This is a genomic window from Streptomyces sp. NPDC104106, from assembly GCF_055584345.1.
In genome coordinates this window covers 190601-210574 of record NZ_JBVJMF010000003.1, presented here as the reverse complement: position 1 = coordinate 210574, position 19974 = coordinate 190601, and the positions used below count along the sequence as shown (strand labels likewise).

16 protein-coding genes are annotated in these 19974 nt (G+C 73.5%); 5 read left to right on the top strand and 11 right to left on the bottom strand.

Translation table 11 applies throughout. The annotated features are described in order from the left end of the window. Nucleotides 1-96: 96 nt before the first annotated feature. The 3 genes from ACZ60X_RS08295 to ACZ60X_RS08285 all read left to right on the top strand — a co-directional run bounded on the left by ACZ60X_RS08295 (nucleotide 97) and on the right by ACZ60X_RS08285 (nucleotide 6242). Complete coding sequence (locus tag ACZ60X_RS08295; protein ID WP_469594899.1) at nucleotides 97-4098, top strand: Pls/PosA family non-ribosomal peptide synthetase; 4002 nt, start codon at nucleotides 97-99, stop codon at nucleotides 4096-4098. Nucleotides 4099-4184: 86 nt separating this feature from the next. Continuing rightward, nucleotides 4185-4862 carry a response regulator transcription factor gene (locus tag ACZ60X_RS08290; RefSeq protein WP_469594897.1) on the top strand — a complete coding sequence of 226 codons (678 nt, stop codon included), beginning with the start codon at nucleotides 4185-4187 and terminating at the stop codon, nucleotides 4860-4862. Nucleotides 4863-4865: 3 nt separating this feature from the next. Further along, nucleotides 4866-6242 (top strand): sensor histidine kinase, encoded by a 1377-nt coding sequence (locus tag ACZ60X_RS08285; RefSeq protein ID WP_469594895.1) that lies wholly within the window; start codon nucleotides 4866-4868, stop codon nucleotides 6240-6242. A gap of 15 nt (nucleotides 6243-6257) precedes the next feature. Here the strand turns inward: ACZ60X_RS08285 and ACZ60X_RS08280 are convergent, their stop codons facing one another. The 5 genes from ACZ60X_RS08280 to ACZ60X_RS08260 all read right to left on the bottom strand — a co-directional run bounded on the left by ACZ60X_RS08280 (nucleotide 6258) and on the right by ACZ60X_RS08260 (nucleotide 10422). Next, on the bottom strand, nucleotides 6258-7538 hold the full coding sequence (locus ACZ60X_RS08280; RefSeq protein WP_469594893.1) for a KAP family P-loop NTPase fold protein: 1281 nt from the start codon (nucleotides 7536-7538) through the stop codon (nucleotides 6258-6260). Nucleotides 7539-7678: 140 nt separating this feature from the next. Beyond that, on the bottom strand, nucleotides 7679-8254 hold the full coding sequence (locus ACZ60X_RS08275) for a TerD family protein (RefSeq protein ID WP_469594891.1): 576 nt from the start codon (nucleotides 8252-8254) through the stop codon (nucleotides 7679-7681). 136 nt (nucleotides 8255-8390) lie between these two features. Beyond that, nucleotides 8391-8675 carry a Sec-independent protein translocase subunit TatA gene (tatA, locus tag ACZ60X_RS08270; RefSeq protein WP_469594888.1) on the bottom strand — a complete coding sequence of 95 codons (285 nt, stop codon included), beginning with the start codon at nucleotides 8673-8675 and terminating at the stop codon, nucleotides 8391-8393. Nucleotides 8676-8764: 89 nt separating this feature from the next. Continuing rightward, nucleotides 8765-9457, bottom strand: a complete 693-nt coding sequence (locus tag ACZ60X_RS08265) for a lytic transglycosylase domain-containing protein (protein ID WP_469594886.1) — start codon at nucleotides 9455-9457, stop codon at nucleotides 8765-8767. Between the two features lie 101 nt (nucleotides 9458-9558). After that, nucleotides 9559-10422 (bottom strand): NmrA family NAD(P)-binding protein, encoded by an 864-nt coding sequence (locus ACZ60X_RS08260; protein ID WP_469594884.1) that lies wholly within the window; start codon nucleotides 10420-10422, stop codon nucleotides 9559-9561. A gap of 93 nt (nucleotides 10423-10515) precedes the next feature. On the opposite strand from ACZ60X_RS08260, the gene ACZ60X_RS08255 reads away from it, so the two are divergent. Beyond that, nucleotides 10516-11262: a TetR/AcrR family transcriptional regulator gene (locus ACZ60X_RS08255; RefSeq protein WP_469594882.1), complete on the top strand. Its 747-nt coding sequence runs from the start codon at nucleotides 10516-10518 to the stop codon at nucleotides 11260-11262. A 385-nt stretch (nucleotides 11263-11647) separates the two neighbouring features. Here ACZ60X_RS08255 and ACZ60X_RS08250 read toward each other — a convergent pair whose 3' ends face one another. Genes ACZ60X_RS08250 through ACZ60X_RS08235 form a run of 4 tightly spaced genes read right to left on the bottom strand, consistent with a single transcriptional unit; the run spans nucleotide 11648 to nucleotide 15416 of the window. Beyond that, entirely contained in the window at nucleotides 11648-12316 is a 669-nt protein-coding gene (locus tag ACZ60X_RS08250) for a response regulator (RefSeq protein ID WP_469594880.1), read from the bottom strand. Then, the gene (locus tag ACZ60X_RS08245; RefSeq protein WP_469595967.1) at nucleotides 12313-13572 is read right to left on the bottom strand and encodes a sensor histidine kinase; all 1260 of its coding nucleotides are present in this window, start codon (nucleotides 13570-13572) and stop codon (nucleotides 12313-12315) included. The genes ACZ60X_RS08250 and ACZ60X_RS08245 overlap by 4 nt, the downstream gene beginning before the upstream one ends. Nucleotides 13573-13629: 57 nt before the next feature. Then, nucleotides 13630-14472, bottom strand: coding sequence for an ABC transporter permease (locus tag ACZ60X_RS08240; protein WP_469594878.1), 843 nt, complete (start codon nucleotides 14470-14472; stop codon nucleotides 13630-13632). Then, nucleotides 14469-15416 carry an ABC transporter ATP-binding protein gene (locus ACZ60X_RS08235; protein WP_469594874.1) on the bottom strand — a complete coding sequence of 316 codons (948 nt, stop codon included), beginning with the start codon at nucleotides 15414-15416 and terminating at the stop codon, nucleotides 14469-14471. The genes ACZ60X_RS08240 and ACZ60X_RS08235 overlap by 4 nt, the downstream gene beginning before the upstream one ends. A gap of 321 nt (nucleotides 15417-15737) precedes the next feature. Here ACZ60X_RS08235 and ACZ60X_RS08230 point away from each other — a divergent pair, with 321 nt between their 5' ends. Then, entirely contained in the window at nucleotides 15738-16625 is an 888-nt protein-coding gene (locus tag ACZ60X_RS08230; protein ID WP_469594872.1) for an MBL fold metallo-hydrolase, read from the top strand. Between the two features lie 20 nt (nucleotides 16626-16645). Here ACZ60X_RS08230 and ACZ60X_RS08225 read toward each other — a convergent pair whose 3' ends face one another. Continuing rightward, on the bottom strand, nucleotides 16646-17041 hold the full coding sequence (locus ACZ60X_RS08225) for a GNAT family N-acetyltransferase (RefSeq protein WP_469594870.1): 396 nt from the start codon (nucleotides 17039-17041) through the stop codon (nucleotides 16646-16648). A 608-nt stretch (nucleotides 17042-17649) separates the two neighbouring features. Beyond that, complete coding sequence (locus ACZ60X_RS08220; RefSeq protein ID WP_469594868.1) at nucleotides 17650-19830, bottom strand: MMPL family transporter; 2181 nt, start codon at nucleotides 19828-19830, stop codon at nucleotides 17650-17652. Between the last annotated feature and the right edge of the window lie 144 nt (nucleotides 19831-19974).

Here is a 19974-nt window from a genome sequence, read left to right as displayed (position 1 = left end):
AGCCTGGAGGGGTGTCTGGGACCGCTGTGCCTCCCGTGACCGCGGCAACGACCACCGGAACGCTTTCGGGGACCACCGCACTCCAGGAGCGACGAGATGACCTTCGACACCGCCGCCGCGCCGGTCGCCGCGCGCCACGGCTCCAGGACCGCCACGGCCGCGAGCCTGAACCGGTTCTTCGAGGCCTCCTGCGACCGCGCCCCGCACGCCGGGGCCCTCGACTGCGAGGGCCGGTGTCTGACCTACGCCGAGCTGGACGTACGGGCCAACCGGCTGGCCCACCGGCTGCGCGACCTCGGCCTCGGCCCGGACAGCCGCGTCGCGCTGCTGCTGCCGAGGTCCGTGGAGATGTACGTGAGCCTGCTCGGTGTGTGCAAGGCGGGCGCGGCCTTCGTACCGGTCGACCCGGAGGCCCCCGTCGAACGGACGGCGTTCGTCCTCGGCGACGCCGGTGCCGACGCCGTCCTGACCACCTCCGCCCTCGCGGCCGGCGCGGTCGGGGCGGCGCCTCCCAGGTGCCCGGTCATCGACGTCCGCGCGGCCGCCGAGGAACTGGCGCTGCAGCCGTCCGCCCGGCCCGCCGAAGCACTGGGGAGCGGCGCGGATCCGCCCGCGTACGTCATGTACACCTCCGGATCGACCGGCCGGCCGAAGGGCGTGGAGATCGCCCGGTCGAGCATCCGCAACTTCGTGCGGGTCGTCGGCCCGGTCTACGGCGTCCGGCCCGGCGACCGCGTGTACCAGGGCATGACCCTCTCCTTCGACTTCTCCATCGAGGAGATCTGGCCGACGTGGGCGGCCGGTGCGACGGTCGTCGCCGGTCCCACGGGCCCGGGCCGGCTCGGACCCGAACTCGCCGACTTCCTGGAGCGGTGCGGGGTCACCGTCCTGTACTGCGTGCCCACCCTGCTGGCGACGCTCCCGCGGGACCTCCCGAGCCTCCGCTGTGTCGTCGTCGGCGGCGAGGCGTGCCCGGCCGCGTTGGTGGAGCGGTGGAGCAGGCCGGGACGGCGCATGCTGAACACCTACGGCCCGACCGAGGCGACGGTCACGGCGACCTGCCAGGAACTGCGCCCGGGCCGGCCCGTCACCATCGGACGCCCGCTGCCGACGTACACGGCCGTCCTCCTCGACGGACGCCGCGAGCCCGTGCCGCGCGGGGCCGTCGGCGAGATCTGCCTGGGCGGGCCCGGCCTCGCCCGCGGCTACGTCGGCCGCCCGGACCTGACCGCCGACCGCTTCGTCCGCCATCCGCTCGCGCCCGCGGGCGGCCGGCTGTACCGCACCGGCGACCTCGGCCGGCTGACGGCGGACGGGGAGATCGAGTACCTGGGCCGCGCCGACGCCGAGGTGAAGATCCGCGGCTACCGGGTGTCCCTGGAGGAGATCGAGAGCGTGCTGCTGGCGGACCCGGACGTCGCCCAGGCGGCCGCGGCGCTCAGGCCGCGCGAGGGCGCGGAACCGGGACAGCAGCCGGTACTGGCCGGGTACGTGGTCCGTGCGGCGAACGGCGACGGCGCAGACGTCCCGGCGCTCGCCGCCCGGCTGCGCGACCGGTTGCGCGGCGCTCTGCCCGCCTACATGATCCCGCAGAGCCTCGACGTCCTCGACCGGCTGCCCGTCTCGGCGAGCGGCAAGACCGACCGCGACCGGCTGCCGGCGCCCTCCGCCCGGTTCCCGGCCGCCGGTCGCGCGGCTCCGGTCCGCGACGCCGCGGAGGCGCGGGTACGGGACGTGTGGGCCGGCGCGCTCGGCATGCCCCCCGGGGAACTGTCGGCCGAGGCTGACTTCTTCACCGACCTCGGCGGGCACTCGCTGCTCGCGGCGCGGGTCGTGTCCGTACTGCGGGAACAGGGCGGCGGCACCGGCCCCACCCTGCGCGACCTGTACGAGCACCCCACCATCCGCACCTTCACGGAGCACGTCCACGACGGGCCGGAGCAGCCCGGCCAGGGCGCACGGCCTACGGCCGCGCCGCCCCTGCGGCACGGCCGCGGCCGGATCGCGCGGGCGGGTCTGGCCCAGGCGGCCGGCATGTACGCGCTGCTCCTGCTGCTCATGGCCCCGCCGGCCGTGTCGTACGCCGCGCACCACGGCCGGCTGCCGGCTGGGAGCGTCCTGCCGACGGCGCTCGCGGCACCGGCCGGCTACCTGGCCGTACGCTGGCTCGCCCCCGTCCTGCTGGCCCGGCCGCTGGCGCACGGGATCAGGCCCGGCCGGTATCCGCTGTGGGGGGCCACATGCGTGCGCCTGTGGGCGCTCGACGTGCTGCTGCTCGGCCTCGGCCCGCTGCGCGCGCTCAGCGGGTCGGCGCTGATGGGCCCGTATCTGCGGCTCCTCGGGGCGCGGGTCGGCCCGCGCGCCACCATCGCCACCAGCGTGATCGGGCTGCCCGCGCTGCTGCGCGTCGGCGCCGACGCGGCGGTCGGCTACGGCGCCACGCTGCGCCCCTGGCAGGTCGCCGACGGCTGGCTCACCGTCGCGCCGATCACCCTCGGGGCACGGGCGTACGTCGGCGCGGGCGCCGTCTGCGAACCCGGGGCCGAACTGGGCGCCGGCGCCGCGCTCGGCGAGCAGTCGGTGGCCGGCGCCGACGAGGTGATCGGTGCCGCGGAGCGGCGCGCCGGCTCGCCCGCGCGGCCGGTCGGGGCGCTCTCGCCCGTCGTGGAGTCGATGCTGGCCGCCGGAGGTCCGGCCGACCGCTGGCGGCCCCGGCACCTGGCCGGCACCCTGCTCGGCCTCGCCGCCCTGGAGGCGGTGCCGGTCGCCGCGACCGTGCCCGGCGCCGCCCTGATCTGGTGGGCGAGCGCGTACGGCGGCGCGGGCGCGGCGGCCGCGGTCCTGTTGTTCGGTCCCCTCTTCGTGCCCACGGTGTGCCTGCTGGTCGCCGTCGGGAAGCGGACGGTGCTGCCGCGCACGCCGGCCGGGGTCCACCGCGCGCGCTCGGCCCTGGGGGTGCGCAAGTGGTTCGCGGACAAGCTGCTGGAGGAGAGCCTGGTCCTCACCAACGCGCTCTACGCCACCTTGTACACCGCTCCCTGGCTGCGGCTGCTCGGCGCCCGGGTCGGCCGGCGCGCCGAGGTGTCGACCGTGGCGCACATCGACCCGGACCTGCTCACCCTCCACGAGGGCGGTTTCGTCGCCGACATGGCCGGGGTCGGGGTCGCCGCCTTCGCCGCCGACCGCATGGCGTTCGCGCCGACCGAAGTGGGCGGGCGCGCGTTCGTCGGCAATGCGGCGCTCGTACCGGCCGGCACCCGGCTGGGGCCCGGCTCGCTCGTCGGGGTGGGCAGTGTGCCGCCCTGCGGCCGGCTGCCCGGGGGCAGCACCTGGCTGGGTTCGCCCGCGCTGCGGCTGCCGGTGCGCCAGGACAGCGGACGCTTCCCCGAGAAGCTGACGTTCGAGCCCACCCGCGGTGCCGTGCTCGGCCGCCTGGCCATCGAGTTCTTCCGCGTCACCCTGCCGGCGACGCTGCTCGCCGCCGGCGCCTACGGGACCCTGCCGGCCCTGGCCCTGCTCGCCCGGCACACCGCGCCGCTGGTCACCGTGCTGGTGTCCCCGTGCCTCGCCGTGGCCGCGCTGCTGGCCGTGATCGGGTGCTGCGCGCTGGCGAAGTGGGCTGTGGCGGGCCGGTACCGGCCGCGCGTCGAGCCACTGTGGAGCCTGTTCGTGCGCCGTACCGAGTTCGTCACCGGCCTGTTCGAGGCTGCGGCCGTGCCCGCGGGCGTGGGCGCCCTGGTGGGCACGCCGTTCCTGGCGCCGGTGCTGCGCCTGTTCGGGGCGCGCATCGGCCGGCGCACCTGGATCGGCACGACGTATCTGACGGAGTTCGACCTGGTGGAGGTGGGGGACGACGCCGCGATCGGGCCGCACGTCTCGTTGCAGACCCACCTCTTCGAGGACCGGGTGATGAAGATGTCGACCGTGACCGTGGGGCCCGGCGCGGCCGTCGGCACGCGCTCGGTGGTGCTCTACGACGCCGTCGTCGGCGCCCGCGTCCGGCTCGCCGCGCTGACCCTGGTGATGAAGGGCGAGCAGCTGCCGGCGGGGACGTGGTGGCGGGGTCTGCCTGCCGAAGGGCTCACCGGAGGGCGTTAGACGCGCGCGTGCCGCGGCACCCGGACTCCCGGCTGGCCGGGCCGCGGGCCTGGGCCCACGATGGCTAACGTGGACACGAGGCTGCCATGCGGACGCTGATCATCGAGGACGAGCGCGGGCTCGCGTCGGCGATCGCCGACGGACTCGCCGCCGAGGGCTTCGTCGCCGAGGTCGCCCACGACGGCACGGACGGCCTGTGGCGGGCTCTGCACGACTCGTACGACGTGATCCTGCTCGACATCATGCTGCCCGGACTGTCCGGCTACGAGGTGCTCAAGCGGCTGCGCCACGCCGGGGTGTGGACCCCGGTCCTGGTGCTCACCGCCAAGGACGGCGAGTACGACGAGGCGGACGCCCTCGACCTCGGCGCCGACGACTATCTGAGCAAGCCGTTCTCGTACGTCGTCCTCGTCGCGCGGCTCAGGGCGCTGTTGCGGCGCGGGGCACCGGCCCGCCCGGCGGTGCTGCGGGCCGACGACCTCAGCGTGGACCCCGCCCGCCGCCGCTGCCGGCGCGGCGAGCGGGACATCGAACTGACCGCGCGGGAGTTCGCGCTGCTGGAGTACCTGGTCCGGCACGCCGACGAGGTCCTCAGCAAGACCGACATCCTGGCCCATGTGTGGGACGAGAACTTCGACGGCGACACCAACGTGGTCGAGGTCTACGTCGGCTACCTGCGGCGCAAGATCGACGCTCCGTTCGGCCGCCGCAGCATCGAGACGGTGCGGGGTTTCGGCTACCGGCTGCGCAGCGGTGCGGGGTGAGCGGTGGCGGCCGGTGCCCGGTTCTGGTGGGCCCGCAGGTCGCTGCGGCTGCGGCTGACAGCCGCCGCGGCCCTGGTCATGACCGCGGGCCTGGCGGGGGCCGCCGTCCTGCTCGTGGTGTGGCTGCACGCCAGCCTGATCCACGGCCTGGACACGGCCGCCCTCCAGCGTGCCGAGGTCGTGGCGGCGGACGCCGACAGTGCCCGGACCGGCGCGGAGGTCCCCGCGGGCGGCCACGGGGAGGTCGCCGTGCAGATCGTCGACCGCACCGGCACGGTGGTCGCCAGCTCGGCCAACCTGCGCGGCAGGCCACGGGCGTTCTTCTTTCCGGCGAGCCGGTCCGGGACCCCGCGGGCGCACACCGTGTACGACATCCCGGTGGGCACGAGCGGGGCCTGGCGGGCCGTCGCCGTCCCCGTGGGCACGGCCGGCAGCCCGTGGACGGTGTACGTGGCCCTGCCCACGGAGAGCGTGGAGCGGGGGCTGGACCGGCTCACCGCCGGTCTGGCCGCGGGCACTCCGGCGGTGCTCGCGCTGCTCACGGCCGTGGTGTGGCTGCTGACCGGGCGGGCGCTGCGCCCCGTGGAGGCCATGCGGGCCCAGACCGCCGAGATCACCGCCTCCGACCTCGGCCGCAGGCTCGACGTACCGCCGACCGCGGACGCCCTGGCCCGGCTCGCCCAGACCCTGAACGACCTCCTGGCACGTCTGGACACCGCCACCCGGCGGCAGCGGCGGTTCGTCGCGGACGCCGCCCATGAACTGCGCAACCCCCTCAGCACCTTGCGCACCCGCCTCGACGTCGCCGCGCGGCACGCCGGGTCGCCCGAGGCCCGCGTCCTCGCCCGGTCCCTGTTGCGGGAGTCCGAGCGGCTGACCCGGCTCGTGGACGACCTGCTCCGGCTGGCCCGGCTGGACGACCAGCCCCGGATCCGGACGACGTCCGTCGATCTGGACGAGATCGTCTTCGCCGAGGTGCGCGCGGCCCGGCTCGGCGCCCGGGTCCCGATCGACCAGCACGCCGTCGGGGCGGCGCGGGTGCGTGGCGACCCGGACGCCCTCGCCCGGGTGGTGCGCAACCTCCTCGACAACGCCGTGCGGTACGCCGACAGCCGGGTCGAGGTCAGCCTGCGCACCGAGGACGGCCGCGCCCGCCTGGTCGTCGCCGACGACGGCCCCGGCGTCCCGGACGCCGACCGGGAACGCGTCTTCGGCCGCTTCACCCGCCTGGACGACGCGCGCTCGCGGGACACCGGGGGCAGTGGGCTGGGCCTGGCCATCGTCCGTGACGTGGTCACCGCCCACCACGGCCGCACGGTGCTGGAGGACAACGCTCCCGGGGCCCGGCTGGTCGTGCTGCTGCCGGTGGACGATCCCTGAACCCGCCCGGTGGGACTACTCGGGGTCGACCGGCCCCGCGGTGCTGCGCAGGGTGGTGACCATCTCCTGGACGACCGGGCCGGCCGGGGGACGCAGGCGCTCGCCGCCGCTGTGGGTGAGGAGGCGTTCGAGCGCCGAGTCCGTGGCGAAGTCGCGCAGGTGGTCGGGGAGTTGCAGGGTGTTCTGGCGGGTGAGCGGATTGATCTGGACCTGCTCGAACCAGGCGGCCAGCGTCTGCCAGGACTCCGGGTCGATGGTCAGGGCGTGGAAGAAGCGGCGGTGCAGCGTGCGGATGATGAGCAGCACCGCCAGTTGCAGGCGGTACTCGCGGTCGATCCGGCCGGGCGGCAGCTGGCCGCGGGAGACGGCCAGCGCCATGTTGAAGACGTTGATGTAGCGCTTGAGGCGGCGCGGGTTGCCGCCGAGGCCGCGCTGGATCAGTTCCCAGAACAGGGCGTCGTCCGCCAGGTCCGAGACATAGGGCCGGAAGGCCGCACGGAGGGTGTCGAAGCCCACGTCCGGCAGGAAGAACGGCAGTTGGACGATCTTCTCGAGGTAGGCCATGCCGGACGCCACCTCGTCCGGCGCCCCCTTGAGGGCCTCGCCGAACTTGTTGGTGGCGATCGCGGCCAGCACGTCGACGTCCATGGCGAGGACGAAAACGCAACTCGACTGCGCCAGGAACAGCTTCAGCGACTCCAGCACCGTCATCGCCGACTCGGGGGTGCACCGGTCGAGGTCGTCCACGAAGACCACCAGGCGGCCGTCCTCGCCGACGAACTCCCGTACGGCGTCGGCGAAGTCGGCCTCGAAGCGGTTCACCTGCCGGTACTGCTCGGCGTCTCCCTCGGACAGGCCCTTCAGCAGCTCGTCGACGTCCTCGCGCCTGACGATGCCGCCGGTGCCGAGCGCCGCCGCCGTGCCCAGGCCGGCGCGGACCGAGAGCCAGGTCGCCGCCTTGGCGAGCCTCGCCGCCTTGTCCCTCAGGGCCTGCCCCACGGACTTGTCCTGCTCCATCTCGGCGAGGATGGTGTGCAGCAGGGCCGCCCAGACCTCGACCTTGCGGTCGTACTTCCAGGGGTTGAACCAGATGGTCCGGGTGTCCCCGGCCTCGAACCGCCGCTCCCACAGCCGCAGGAAGCTCGACTTCCCCGCGCCCCACGAGCCGAACACCCCGACGGTCAGCGGCAGCGGCGTGGCCTGCTCCACCGCCGCGTGCAGGACGTCGACGTAGGGCCCGAAGTGGAACGAGTCGGCCTGCGGACTGGTGACGGGATTGTCGGTGAGCGGACGCAACGAGGGATCTCCTGTCTGCGCAAGTCCTGTGCCCTGCGGGCGAGTCCGGCTGCCCAGTGTGTCAGGAGAGGTCGAGGTCCGGGCGGCGTTCGCAGGGCTCGGGCCGGGGCCGGCGGCGGGCGCCGGCGGCCGAGTAGCCGTCAGACGTTGACGCCGAAGTCCTGGGCGATGCCCCGCAGTCCGGAGGCGTACCCCTGGCCCACAGCGCGGAACTTCCACTCGCCGGCGTGCCGGTACAGCTCGCCGAAGACCATCGCGGTCTCGGTCGAGGCGTCCTCGGAGAGGTCGTAGCGCGCGATCTCCTGGCCGCCCGCCTGGTTCACCACGCGGATGAAGGCGTTGCGAACCTGGCCGAAGCTCTGGCCCCGCACGTCGGCCTCGTGGATGGAGACCGGGAAGACGATCTTGGCGATCTCGGCGGGTACGGCGGCCAGGTCGATCTTGATCGACTCGTCGTCCCCCTCGCCCTCACCGGTGAGGTTGTCGCCGGTGTGCTCCACCGAGCCGTCCGGGCTCCTGAGGTTGTTGTAGAAGACGAAGTGCTGGTCGGAGACCACTTTCCCAGAGACGTCACAGAGCAGGGCGGAGGCGTCCAGGTCGTAGTCCGCGCCGGTGGTGGTCCGCACGTCCCAGCCGAGTCCGACCACCACGGCGCTCAGGCCCGGCGCCTGCTTGCTCAGCGACACGTTGCCACCCTTGCCCAGGGAAACTCCCACGACTCATCCTCCCGACTGCGATCTGACCGTTCACCGGGTGAAACGTCCTGCTCACCGTCGTGGTTCCAAAATTGGCGCAACGATTGAAGCGTGGGGGGCGACGGCCGGCCGGGAGGCCCTGCGGATACGCCGGGTGTCAGCGCTCGGCGCGGTCCTCGGCCGCGGGCGCGGAGGTCCGGGTCGCCTCGGACGGGACCTGGGCCAGGCGGGGCGCCGCCGCACCGGTCGCGGTCGCGTCCTGCGCCGGCGCGGGGACGGGCGCCGCGCCGTCCTCCTTCATGGCCGCGGCCTCGCTCTTGAGGATGCGCAGGGACTTGCCCAGGCCACGGGCGGCCTCCGGCAGCTTCTTCGAACCGAACACCAGGATGATGACGATCGCCACGATCAGCAGATGCCAGGGCTCCAGCCCGTTGCGGAACATCGCCCACCCCTCTCTGAATTGCCTTTTTGCGCAACTGTACAACCGTGCGCGATCCCCGTCGCGGGCACGGTCCGGGCCCGCGGTCGCCGTCAGTGCGCGCCGACGACCCGGCCGGCCTTGGCCCAGTTCGCGTGCAGGCGGTCCAGGTACGAGCGGGCCTGGCTGCCCGGGGTCGCGCCGCGGGCGAAGGCGAGCATGTTGCCCGCGCCCGTGTTGTAGCCGAGCGCCAGCAGATCGTTCCTCGGGTACGGGAGCGTGCTCGCGGCGGGGAGTCGGGCCGCCAGGTCGTGCAGGTAGCAGGCCTCGGCCTCGATGGCGAGGCCCCGGTCGTCCGGCAGCTCGTCCCACCTGCGGTTCGCGAAGTCCCGGCCCTGCTTGACCTCGTCGAAGGTGGCGCGGTGCATGTTCGCGATACCGAAGGCGGCGTCCGGCTTGTACTTCTGCCATGCCCGCTCGAAGGCCGGGTCGTGCGGTTTGTACGCCTCGTTGTAGAGGATCGCCATCAGCAGCTGGGCACTGACGCCGGCCTGCCGGGCGCGGGCGCGCACCTGCGGGGCGTACTGGGCGGGGTCGTACGACGAGGTGGCCGCCGCCGGCGGAGTGGGACCGGACGCGCCGGCCGACGGGGTGGGCGCGGCGCTCGACGCCTTCGCCGGCGGCGGGGTGCCGTCGTGGTCGCCGCCGCCGAACAGGCCGGCGGCGCGCAGGACGACGTACAGGGCCAGGGCGAAGACCGCCACGGCGAGCCAGCGATGGCGCCTCGGTCGCACGGAGTCCGGCATGCCCGTCCCCTCTGGGAGTCGCGGCGCGCGCCGACGGTCCTGCCGAGCGGATCACTCGGCGCGCACGCGCCGGGCCATTTTAGGCACCGGGCCCCCGGCGATCAGCTCCCGGTCAACCTGTCGCGCAGCACCGCCTCCAGCGTGAGCGGTTCGCGGCCGAGCAGGGTGGACAGGGCCGGGTCCCCGGTGGCGAATTCACCGGCGCGGCTCGCGGCGAAGATGCCGAGCATCTGGTCGGCCAGCTCGCCCGGGGTGCCCCGGGCCACCAGCTCTTCCCGGAACAGCTCGTCGGGGACGGTGACGCGTTTGACGGTGCGGCCGGTCAGGCCGGTGGCGAGGGCGGCGATGTCGCCGAAGGTGAGGGCCTGCCCGGCGGTGAGCGGCGGGGTCGGACCGTCGAAGCCGTCCTCGCCGGCGAGGACGGCGGCGGCCGCCTCGGCGAGGTCGGCGTGCGCGGTCCAGCGCACGGGTCCGTCCTGCGGGAGCGCGATCTCGCCGGTCTCCAGGGCGGAGCCGAGGAGCAGCAGCGCGCTGGCGGCGTGGAAGCCGTTGCGCAGCGAGGTGAAGGGCACGCCCGTGGTGCGCAGTATCTCCTCGGTGGCGGCATGGTCGCGGCAGGCCTGGAAGCGCGAGGCGGGCGAGGCGCCCATCTGACTGGTGTAGAGGATGCGGCGGGCGCCCGCCGCGGCGGCCGCCTCGATGGCGGTCCGGTGCCGGCGTACGGTCTCCTCGCCCATCTTGTCGACGGAGACGACGAGCACCCGCGTGGCGCCTTCGAAGGCGTGGGCGAGGCTCGCCGGATCGGTGAAACTGCCCTGCCGCACCCGGACTCCCCGGTCGGCGAGGGCCCGTGCCCCGCGGGGGTCGCGGACGCTCACGCCGATCCGCTGCGCGGGCACGCGCGTCAGCAGCGCTTCGACGACTCGGCGGCCGAGCTGTCCGTTCGCTCCGGTCACGATGATCACGACGTACTCCAGGGATGTCGGAGTTCCAATGGAATCGCCATCACGTTACCATCGTTACTAACGTAGATATCAAGTATTCGGTATCGTTGATACATGCCGTCTTCCCCGCGCAGCACGCACAGTCCCGCCACCGCCGGCCCCCCACCCGCTCCCCCCGGCCACGAGCAGCCCCGGCGGCGGATCATCGACGCCGCGATCGGACTGCTGGAATCCGCGGGCCGGGACGCGGTCACCACCCGGGCCGTCGCCGAGGCCGCGGGCGTGCAGCCGCCCGCCATCTACCGGCTGTTCGGGGACAAGGACGGACTGCTGGAGGCGGTGGCCGAGCACGGCTTCGCCACGTTCCTCGCGTCCAAGCGTGTCGACCCGAATCCCCCGGACCTCATCGAGGACCTGCGGGCCGGGTGGGACCTCGCGGTGGAGTTCGGCCTGGCCCATCCCGCGCTCTACACGCTGATGTACAGCGAGCCGACAGCGGCCGCGTCGCCCGCCTACCAGGCCGGCATGGAGATCCTGCGGGGCCGTATCCGGCGCCTGGCCGCCGCCGGCTGGCTGCGGGTGGACGAGGAACTGGCGGCCGCGATCATCCACGCCACAGCGCGCGGAGCGGTGCTCACCTGGCTGTCCCTGCCCGAGGACGACCGCAGGACAGCGCTGCTGAGCGCGCTCCGGGAGGCCATGGTCGGCGCCGTCACCCATCACGAGCCCGTCGTACGCGAGGCAGGCCCGGCCGGTGCCGCCCGCGCCCTGCGCGCCGCACTGCCCGAGCGGACGGCCCTCAGCGAAGCGGAACGCCATCTGCTGCACGAGTGGCTCGACCGTCTCGCCGCCGACGGCTGAGGAGCCGCCTGTCTCAGCGGCCGTGACCTGCCCCGGGGCGGTGCTCCTCAGACGCCCGGAGCTACCCGGTACGGCACACCGCGCCGCAGCCCACCGCGCGCGGTACGGCGAGCGGGGGGCCGTCGGCCATGAGCCGCCCGCGTCGACGCGACACATCGGTGCGAGGTCAGCGCCGCCGCGCGCATCCCCGGCGGCAACCGCCGCTCGGCGCGCGAGCGACCGACGCCGGACCGGCCCCACGCCCCGAACGCACCCCCGCCGCGGCCGACGACTCGGCCCGCGCCCGACGACCCACCACCGGAGCGGACCTGAACGCCGAGGCCGCCGTCCTGTCGCGTGCGCCGCCGCACCACCGTCGCGGCACGGCCCCGGCCGGGGCGGGGCCTCAGCCGGAGTTCGGGCGGGCGAGGCCGTGGTCGTAGGCGAAGATCACGGCCTGGATGCGGTCGCGGGCGCCGATCTTGGCCAGGACGCGGCCGACATGGGTCTTGACCGTGGACTCGGACAGGACGAAACGGGCGGCGATCTCGCCGTTGGTCCAGCCCTTGCCGACGGCGACCAGGATCTCGCGCTCCCGGTCGGTGAGCGAGCGCAGCCGGGCGTCGTCGGTGCCGTCCGCGCCCCGCACGGGGCCGTAGCGGGCGAACTCGTCGAGGAGGCGGCGGGTCAGGGACGGGGCGATGACCGCGTCGCCCGCGGCGACGGCGCGGATCCCGGCGAGGAGTTCCTCGGGGCGCGCGTCCTTCAGCAGAAAGCCGCTGGCCCCGGCCCGGAGCGCGGCGTGGACGTACTCGTCCAGGTCGAAGGTGGTGAGCACGAGGACGCGGGAGCGGTCGCCGGCGGCGGTGATCTGCCGGGTGGCCTCGATGCCGTCCATGCCGGGCATGCGGACGTCCATCAGGACCACGTCGGGGCGCAGCTCGGCGGCCTTGCGGACGGCCTCGGCGCCGTGCGCCGCCTCGCCGACGACCTCGGTCTCGGGGACGGCGTCGAGGAGCATGCGGAAGCCGAAGCGCTGCAACGGCTGGTCGTCCACGACGAGCACGGTCGTCACCGGGAACCACCCCGCGGGGTCAGGTCGAGGGCGGCCTCCACGGCCCAGCCCCCGCCGGGCGCGGGTCCCGCGCTGACGTGTCCTCCGTAGAGCGCGGCTCTTTCGCGCATGCCCACCAGGCCGTGTCCTTCCTCGTTCGGCGGTCCCGGGCGGCCTGCCCCTGGTCCGTCGTCGCGGACCCGGACGAGCAGCCGGGTGTCCTCGACGACGACGGACAGTTTCACCCGGGTGTCGGCCCCGGCGTGCTTCAGGGTGTTCGTCAGGGCCTCCTGGACGATGCGGTAGACGGCGAGCTGCACTCCGCTGTCGAGGGCGTCGACGTCGCCGACGGTCCGGTAGACGACGTCCAGACCGGCCGTGCGCACACCGTCGCACAGCGTCTCCAGGTCCGCGACACCGGGCTGGGGGCTGAGTTCGGGCGCCCTGGGGGTGTCGTCCGGGTCCTCGCGGAGCACGCCGAGCACGCGCCGCAGCTCGCCGAGGGCCGTGCGGCCGGTGTCGCCGATGAGCTGGAGCGCTTCCTTGCCTCGTTCGGGGGCCGTGTCGGTGGCGTAGGCGCCCGCGTCGGCGAGGGTGATCATGACGGAGAGGTTGTGCCCGACGATGTCGTGCATCTCGCGCGCCACCCGGGCGCGTTCGGCGGCGGTCGCCAGCCTGCTGCGCTGGTCGCGTTCGATCTCCAGCCGGGCCGCGCGCTCGCGCAGCCCGGCGAGCTGGGCCCGGCGGATGCGCACCATCAGGCCGAGCGCCAGGGCCGCGATCGCCGTGCTCAGCAGGAAGAACAGCGCGTCCCAGACGGACACGGCCGCCGACGCGTGGACCGCGACCAGGACCACCCCGGCCGCCATGACCGCGCAGGCCCACGGCAGCTGCCGCGGGCGTCCGTGCAGGGTCAGGCTGTACAGGGCGATGAACAGCGCGACGTCCGCGTGCAGTACGGCACCCAGGGACCACTGGACGACGAAGACGGCCGCGATGACGCCGAAGGCGGCCATGGGTCTGCGCCGCCGCCACAGCAGGGGCAGCACGAGACCGGCCTGGACGGCCAGGATGCCCGCGCGCGGGAGCTGGGTGAAGGCGAGCCGCAGCCGGCGCGGGGCGTCGCCGTCCCCGACGCCGCCGTGCAGCAGGTCCGGCAGGCAGAACAGCAGGAAGACGACGGCCACCACCGCGGTGTCCAGCACCCAGGGGCGGGCGTGGTCGGCCTGCCGCAGCCGCTGGCCGCCCCGGGACATCCGGGCGACCAGCGGCCCCATGCCGCCGATGTCGTCGATGGTGGTCGTCAAAGGTGTCACCTGCCCATGGTGCCGGGCTCAGACGTCGCTGCGCACCAGCCGGTACGCCGCCCCGGCCAGCGCGAGTGCCGTCCAGCCGAGGAAGACCAGCAGGCCGGCCGTGGGCGAAAGGGTGGTGCTGTCGTGGGTCAGCGCGAACACCGACTCGCCGGCGTTGCTCGGCAGGTAGGGGCTGATGTCCTTCTGCCAGGAGCTGGGCAGCAGCGAGACCAGTCCCGGGATGAGCATCAGGGTGGCGACCAGGACGGAGATGCCCCCGGCGACCGAGCGCAGCAGCGCGCCCAGTGCGGCGCCGATCACGCCGACCAGGCCCAGGTAGACACCCGCGCCCAGCAGGCTCCGTACGACGCCCGCGTGGGAGAAGCCCAGGGCGGCGGGCGTGCCGGAGACGATCTGGCTGCCGATCCCGAACGTGACGAACGCGCCCACGGTCGCGACCACGAACGCGATCACGCCGTAGACGGCCGCCTTGGACCACAGGACGGGCAGCCGGCGCGGTACGGCGGCGAGTGTGGACCTGATCATGCCGGTCGAGTACTCCCCCGCCGTGACGAGCACGCCGAGGACGCCGAGCGCGAGCTGGGCGAAGTGGGTGCCGAACAGGGACAGGCTCACGGCGGTGGAGTGGGCGAGGTCCCCGTCCAGACGGCCCGAGTCGAGATTGGACTTGTAGCGGCTGGCGGCGATCAGCCCGAACGCGACCGTGAACAGCAGGGCCAGCCCGAGGGTGATCCAGGTCGAGCGCAGCGACCAGAGCTTGGCCCACTCCGAGGCCAGTACACGCCGTCCGGTGACCCGGTAGGCGGGGCGGGTAGGCGCGGTGGCGGGCGCCTCGGCCGCGGGGGTGGTCAGGGTGCTCATGCGGGCCTCCCGGCGGCTTCCAGGGTCTCGGTGGCGGTCGTGGAGCCGTGGTATTCGACGGCGTCCCGGGTCAGGTTCATGAAGGCTTCTTCGAGCGAGACCGTCCGTGGCGTCAGCTCGAACAGCGCGATGCCGTGCTCGGCCGCCGCCAGCCCGATCTCCCGGGCGCTCAGACCGGTGACCTGGAGTTCCTCCGAGCCGATCCGGCCCGTGATGTCGACGCCGGGCCCGGCCAGCACGTCCCGCAGCCGCGCCGGGTCCGGGGTGACGATCTTGACCGCGTCGCCGCCCGCCTCGCGGATGAGGTCCGGCACGGTGGTGTCGGCCAGCAGCCGGCCGCGCCCCACGATGATGAGGTGGTCGGCCACGAGTGCCATCTCGCTCATCAGATGGGAGGACACGAAGACGGTCCGGCCCTCGTCGGCGAGCGCCTTGAGCAGGTTGCGGATCCAGAGCACGCCTTCCGGGTCCAGCCCGTTGACCGGCTCGTCCAGCATCACCGTCTGCGGGTCGCCGAGCAGCGCGGCCGCGATGCCGAGCCGCTGGCCCATACCGAGCGAGAAGGCCCCGGCCCGCTTCTTCGCCACGCTGCCGAGCCCGGCGAGGTCGACGACCTCGTCGACCCGGCGGCGCGGGATGCCGTGGGTCAGCGCGAGCGCGTGCAGATGCTGGTAGGCCGAGCGGCCGGGGTGGATCGACTTCGCCTCCAGCAGCGCGCCGACCTCCTGCAGGGGCGCCCGGTGCCGGGCGTACGCCTGGCCGTTCACCGCGACCGAGCCGCTGGTCGGGGCGTCGAGCCCGACGATCATGCGCATGGTCGTGGACTTGCCGGCGCCGTTGGGACCGAGGAACCCGGTCACGGTGCCGGGCTTGACGGTGAAGTCCAGCCGGTCGACGGCTGTCTTCTCGCCGTACCTCTTGGTCAGCTGCTGTGCCTCGATCATGCGCGTTCTCTCTGTCGGCCGCGGCGCCCGCGACAACCACCGGCGCCTCGCCGACCACGCTAAGATCCGCGGCCCCCGGATCCGGTGGTACCGGAGGCTGAACCGCGGCGAGTCCGTGGTACCGGGGTACTACGGGCACGGCGGCCGTGCGGTTCCGGCAGGCTGTGAGGGCTACCGGTGACAGTGGCCGCGTCGGGGCCGCCCCAGAGCAGCGTGCTCCCGTAACCACAAGCCCCGCAGCCCCTTCCGGTTTCCCTGCGGCGCGGGATACCTCTGGAAGGACGGCACGGCACGGCGAGCGCCGCAGGGAGAGGAAGGGCCATGAACGACGAACGCTTACCGGACAGTTGGTATGTGGACGAGCGGTGCACGAACTGCGACGTCGCCCGGCAGCTGGCCCCGCGCCTGATCGGGGAGGTGGACGGCCGCTCGGTCGTCCTGCGCCAGCCGCGCGGCCGGGACGAGGCCGGGCGGATGTACGCCGCCGCGCACGCCTGCCACACCCGTTCCGTCCGCCCTCCGGGCGGGCGACTGGACGCCGCCCACGACCCCTTCCCGCTGCCCCTGGACGACACGGTGTTCCTGTGCGGTCACAACTCCCCGCGCACGGCGGCCGCCAACTCCTATCTGCTGCGCCGTCCCGACGGCACCGCGATGCTGGTGGACACCCCGCGCTGGAGCGAGTCGCTGGCCGAGCGCTACGACGCGCTGGGCAGCGTCACCGACGTCCTGCTCACCCACCGCGACCACGTGGCCCACGGCCGCCGCTACGCCGACCGCCTCGGCGCGCGGCTGTGGATCCACGAGGGTGACCTCGACTCCGTCCCGGACGCCGACCACGTCCTGCGCGGCACCGATCCGGTGGAGATCGCCGCCGGAGTCGTCGCCTTCCCGCTCCCCGGGCACACCAGGGGCAGTGTGCTGTTCGTCGCGGACGAGCGGTACTGCTTCAGCGGCGACAGCTTCTACTGGTCGCGCGGCAGCGGGGACATCGAGGTGGCCGAGTCGGTGACCTGGTACTCCATCCGCGAGCTGGCCGCCTCTTTGCACCGGACGGTCGGCCGGCTGCGCTTCGAGTGGCTGCTGCCGGGCCACGGCGACCGACGGCACCTTCCCGCCGGCGAGATGGCCGAGCGGCTGCGCCGGCTGGCGGCGCGCACCAGCGAACTGCGGCCGAGGCCCGTGGACTTCACGGCCGTGCGCTGGTAACGGCGCCCTCTTCTACGGCGTCACAGCGCGAGCAGCCCGGCCGCCGTCTCCTTGAAGCCGCAGGCGCCGAGGTAGAACGGGCGCAGGTGTTCCTCGAAGTCGACGTGCAGCCAGGCGCATCCGGCGGCGCGCGCACCGTCGGCGGCGGCCGCGACGAGCGCCGCGCCGACCCCGCGGTCACGGCGACGACGGGCGACCACGGTGTCCAGGACGAAGGCGTGGGCGCCGCCGTCCCAGGCCACGTTGACGAAACCGACGAGGTCGCCGTCCTCGCGGGCACAGACCCAGCCGAGGCTGTGCCGCCGCAGCCGCACACGCCACTCGGTCCCTCCGCCCGGACGCCCGAAGCCGTCGGCGTGCAGCGCGTCCAGAGCGGCGTCGTCGATGGCACCGCGCCACTCGTAGGTGATCGTCATAACCCGATCGTAGGAGCACCGGCCCGCGTCCCGCTGGTCCTGCCCCGGCCGGGAGATCGTCAAGGGTCCTGGCCGGAGGGCATCGGGATGACCATGGCCGCAGGATGTCAGCACGCCCCGGCCTCAGGGCGACCAGGCCGTTCGCCGTGAGGCCGTGAACGGTCGAGCTCGGGCGGGTGCGATGACCGTGGCGGTCGACGGGCGGGCGATACGGCCATGGACGATCCAGGGGCGGGCGGTACGACCACGGCCCAATCGTCGTGCCGGCGCGAGGACCATGGCCCGCTCGTCCGGCCGGTGCGACGACCGGGGCCGGCCCAGCAGCCGGCACGACGTCCATGAGTGGTCAACAGGCAGGCGGCACGGCCGTGGACGGTCCAGCACGTGGACGGTCCACCGGGCAGGCGGCACCGACCATGGACGGTTCAGCGGCGCGTGGTGCGGTCGTGGGCGGTGCGGCGGGCGGTTGTTGGCGGATTGCCGGCGACGGCGCGAGGGCGGCCGGGTGCGGGCGGCTCGGCGGGCGCGGGCGCATGGCGAAGGAGGAGCCCTGCCGGGCCGGGACGGCTCGGCAGGGCTCCCCCGCTGTCACTTCGTTCCCGTCGTTCCTAGTTGTGGCGCCCGCCGACTGCGTCCCGGTCGGCGCCGGGAGCGGTGGCGGAACCGTAGGCTCCGGTGCCCGCCGCGGCCGTCGCCTCCTCGGCGCGGTCGCCGTGCCCCGGCCACCACGCCGCGTGCCCGATCAGGGCGGTGAGGCTGGGCGTGAAGAACATCGCCATGACGAACGCGGCGACGATGATGCCGAAGGAGACCGCGAAACCCATCTCCGTGAGCAGCGAGTTACCCGCCAGCATCATCGTGGCGAAGGTCGCCGCCAGGATGAAGCCGGCCGCCGCGACGGTCGGTCCGGCGTGCCTGAGTGCCATGCCGGCCGCCTCGCGCGGCTCCCGGCCCTCGCGGGCCTCCTCGCGGAGCCGGGCGATCATCAGGATGTTGTAGTCGGTGCCGATGGCGACCACGAACAGATACATGATCACCGGGAGCATGAACATCAGGCCCGAGTGTCCCTGCCCCTTCTGGAAGATCCACACGGTGGCGCCGAGTGTGGCGCCGAAGCCGAGGCCCACCGACGCGATCAGGTACCAGGGGGCGACCACGCTGCGCAGCAGCAGGCCCAGGATGACCATGATGAGGGCGGCGGCCACCGGGAAGACCGTCTTGTAGTCGTGGTTGACCGCGGTGTTGATGTCCTTGTAGATCGAGGACATGCCGCCGACGACGGCCTTCGTGCCGTCGGGCGCGCCGGAGTGGGCGACGTCGCGCACCTTGCCCACGGCGTCGATCGCCTTGTCCGTCGAGGCCTCGTACCTGAGCGTGACGGTGAAGTCGGCGGTGGTGCCGTCCTTGCTGACCTGGGTCATCCGTGCGGCGGCGACCCCTTCCACGGCCCCGAGCTTTTGCGCGTAGGCGGTGAAGCCGGACTTGTCCAGGGGCTTGCCGTCGGTGCTGGAGAGATAGACGTCGGTGGGCGCGGCGGCACCGGCCGAGTACGCCTTCTGCATCTGGTCCTGGACGACCATCGACTCCTTGGTCTTCGGCATGGAGCCCGACGCCAGGTCGAAGGTGGCCTTGTAGCCGAGGGTGCCGAGCGACAGGACGACCAGGACGAGACCGGAGGCCACGGCGGTCAGCGCCGGGCGGCGCCGCACAGCGCGGCCGAGGGCGGCGAACCGGGCGTTCTCCGGCTCCCGCTGCCAGGACTTCGACGGCCAGAAGACCTTGGGTCCGATGAGCGAGACGACGGCCGGGATCAGGGTCAGGCCGGCGACCAGCGTGGCGGCGACCGCGATGGCGAGCGCCGGGCCCATCTGCTTGAGGAAGCCCAGCGTGGAAAGCACCAGCGCCAGGAAGGCGATGATGACGGCACCGGCGGCCGAGGCGATGGCCTCGCCGACCCGGCCGACCGCGTTGACCATGGCCAGCTTGGGCTCGTCACCGGCGCGCAGGCGTTCGCGGTATCGGAACATCAGGAACAGGAAGTAGTCCGTACCCACGCCGAAGAGCACGACGATCAGGATCGACGAGATCGAGCTGTTGGCCTGCAGGCCGAACAGCTTGGTGGCGTAGGCGATCAGACCGTTGGCGACGGCCGAGACCAGACCGATGAGCACCAGGGGCAGTACGGCGAGGATCGGCGCCCGGAAGATGATCAGCAGGGTCACCAGGATGATCACGAAGGTGCCGATACCGATCAGCGCCTGGCCGCGCGTGGACGAGTCCTGCTGGTCGAGGGCCTGTGCGGCGGAGCCGCCGAGCTTGACGTCGAGATGTGTGCCCTTGGCCAGTTGCTTGACGTCGTCGCGCAACGTCTTGGCGGCGTCGGCCTGTTTGGGCTGGCCGGCGTTCTTGCTGTCCATCTGGACCAGGGTCATGGAGTACTTGCCGTCCTTGGACGGCGGGCCGGGGACGACCTTCTGCACCTGGTCGATGTGTTTGTCACCCAGCTCGGTGGTGATCCGGGCGATGTCCTGCTGGTCGGCGGCCGTCAGCCTGCCGCCGTCGGTGCGCTGGTAGAGCGCGATCGCGGACGGGGTGAAGGCGCTGGGGAACGCCTTCTGCTGGATGTCCGCGGCCTTGATGGATTCGTAACTCTTGGGCAGGAAGCTGCTCTCGTCACTGTTCGAGGGCAGACCGGGGGCGGTGGCGACGATCGCCACCGCGGCTATCAGCCATGCCACGATCGTCCACACGGGATGTCGGACGACTGTGTTGCCAATACGTCGGAACATGCGGAAGGTCCTCCTGGACAGGAAGATCACCGCAGCCCGGGGAGCGGTCCCTGGCAATCGGCGACCCCGACCGGAACGCACTGTACGAACCGGTCGATCGGTTGACTTCGGGCCACATGGTAGTGTCCCGATACGAATTGTCAT

Excerpts from the sequence above, each read along its gene's own strand:
- ACZ60X_RS08225 (WP_469594870.1), bottom strand. The coding sequence starts at position 17,041 with ATGACGATCACCTACGAGTGGCGCGGTGCCATCGACGACGCCGCTCTG.
- ACZ60X_RS08230 (WP_469594872.1), top strand. The coding sequence starts at position 15,738 with ATGAACGACGAACGCTTACCGGACAGTTGGTATGTGGACGAGCGGTGC.
- ACZ60X_RS08255 (WP_469594882.1), top strand. The coding sequence starts at position 10,516 with ATGCCGTCTTCCCCGCGCAGCACGCACAGTCCCGCCACCGCCGGCCCC.
- ACZ60X_RS08245 (WP_469595967.1), bottom strand. The coding sequence starts at position 13,572 with ATGGGGCCGCTGGTCGCCCGGATGTCCCGGGGCGGCCAGCGGCTGCGG.
- ACZ60X_RS08235 (WP_469594874.1), bottom strand. The coding sequence starts at position 15,416 with ATGATCGAGGCACAGCAGCTGACCAAGAGGTACGGCGAGAAGACAGCC.
- ACZ60X_RS08295 (WP_469594899.1), top strand. The coding sequence starts at position 97 with ATGACCTTCGACACCGCCGCCGCGCCGGTCGCCGCGCGCCACGGCTCC.
- ACZ60X_RS08290 (WP_469594897.1), top strand. The coding sequence starts at position 4,185 with ATGCGGACGCTGATCATCGAGGACGAGCGCGGGCTCGCGTCGGCGATC.
- ACZ60X_RS08220 (WP_469594868.1), bottom strand. The coding sequence starts at position 19,830 with ATGTTCCGACGTATTGGCAACACAGTCGTCCGACATCCCGTGTGGACG.
- ACZ60X_RS08265 (WP_469594886.1), bottom strand. The coding sequence starts at position 9,457 with ATGCCGGACTCCGTGCGACCGAGGCGCCATCGCTGGCTCGCCGTGGCG.
- tatA (WP_469594888.1), bottom strand. The coding sequence starts at position 8,675 with ATGTTCCGCAACGGGCTGGAGCCCTGGCATCTGCTGATCGTGGCGATC.
- ACZ60X_RS08240 (WP_469594878.1), bottom strand. The coding sequence starts at position 14,472 with ATGAGCACCCTGACCACCCCCGCGGCCGAGGCGCCCGCCACCGCGCCT.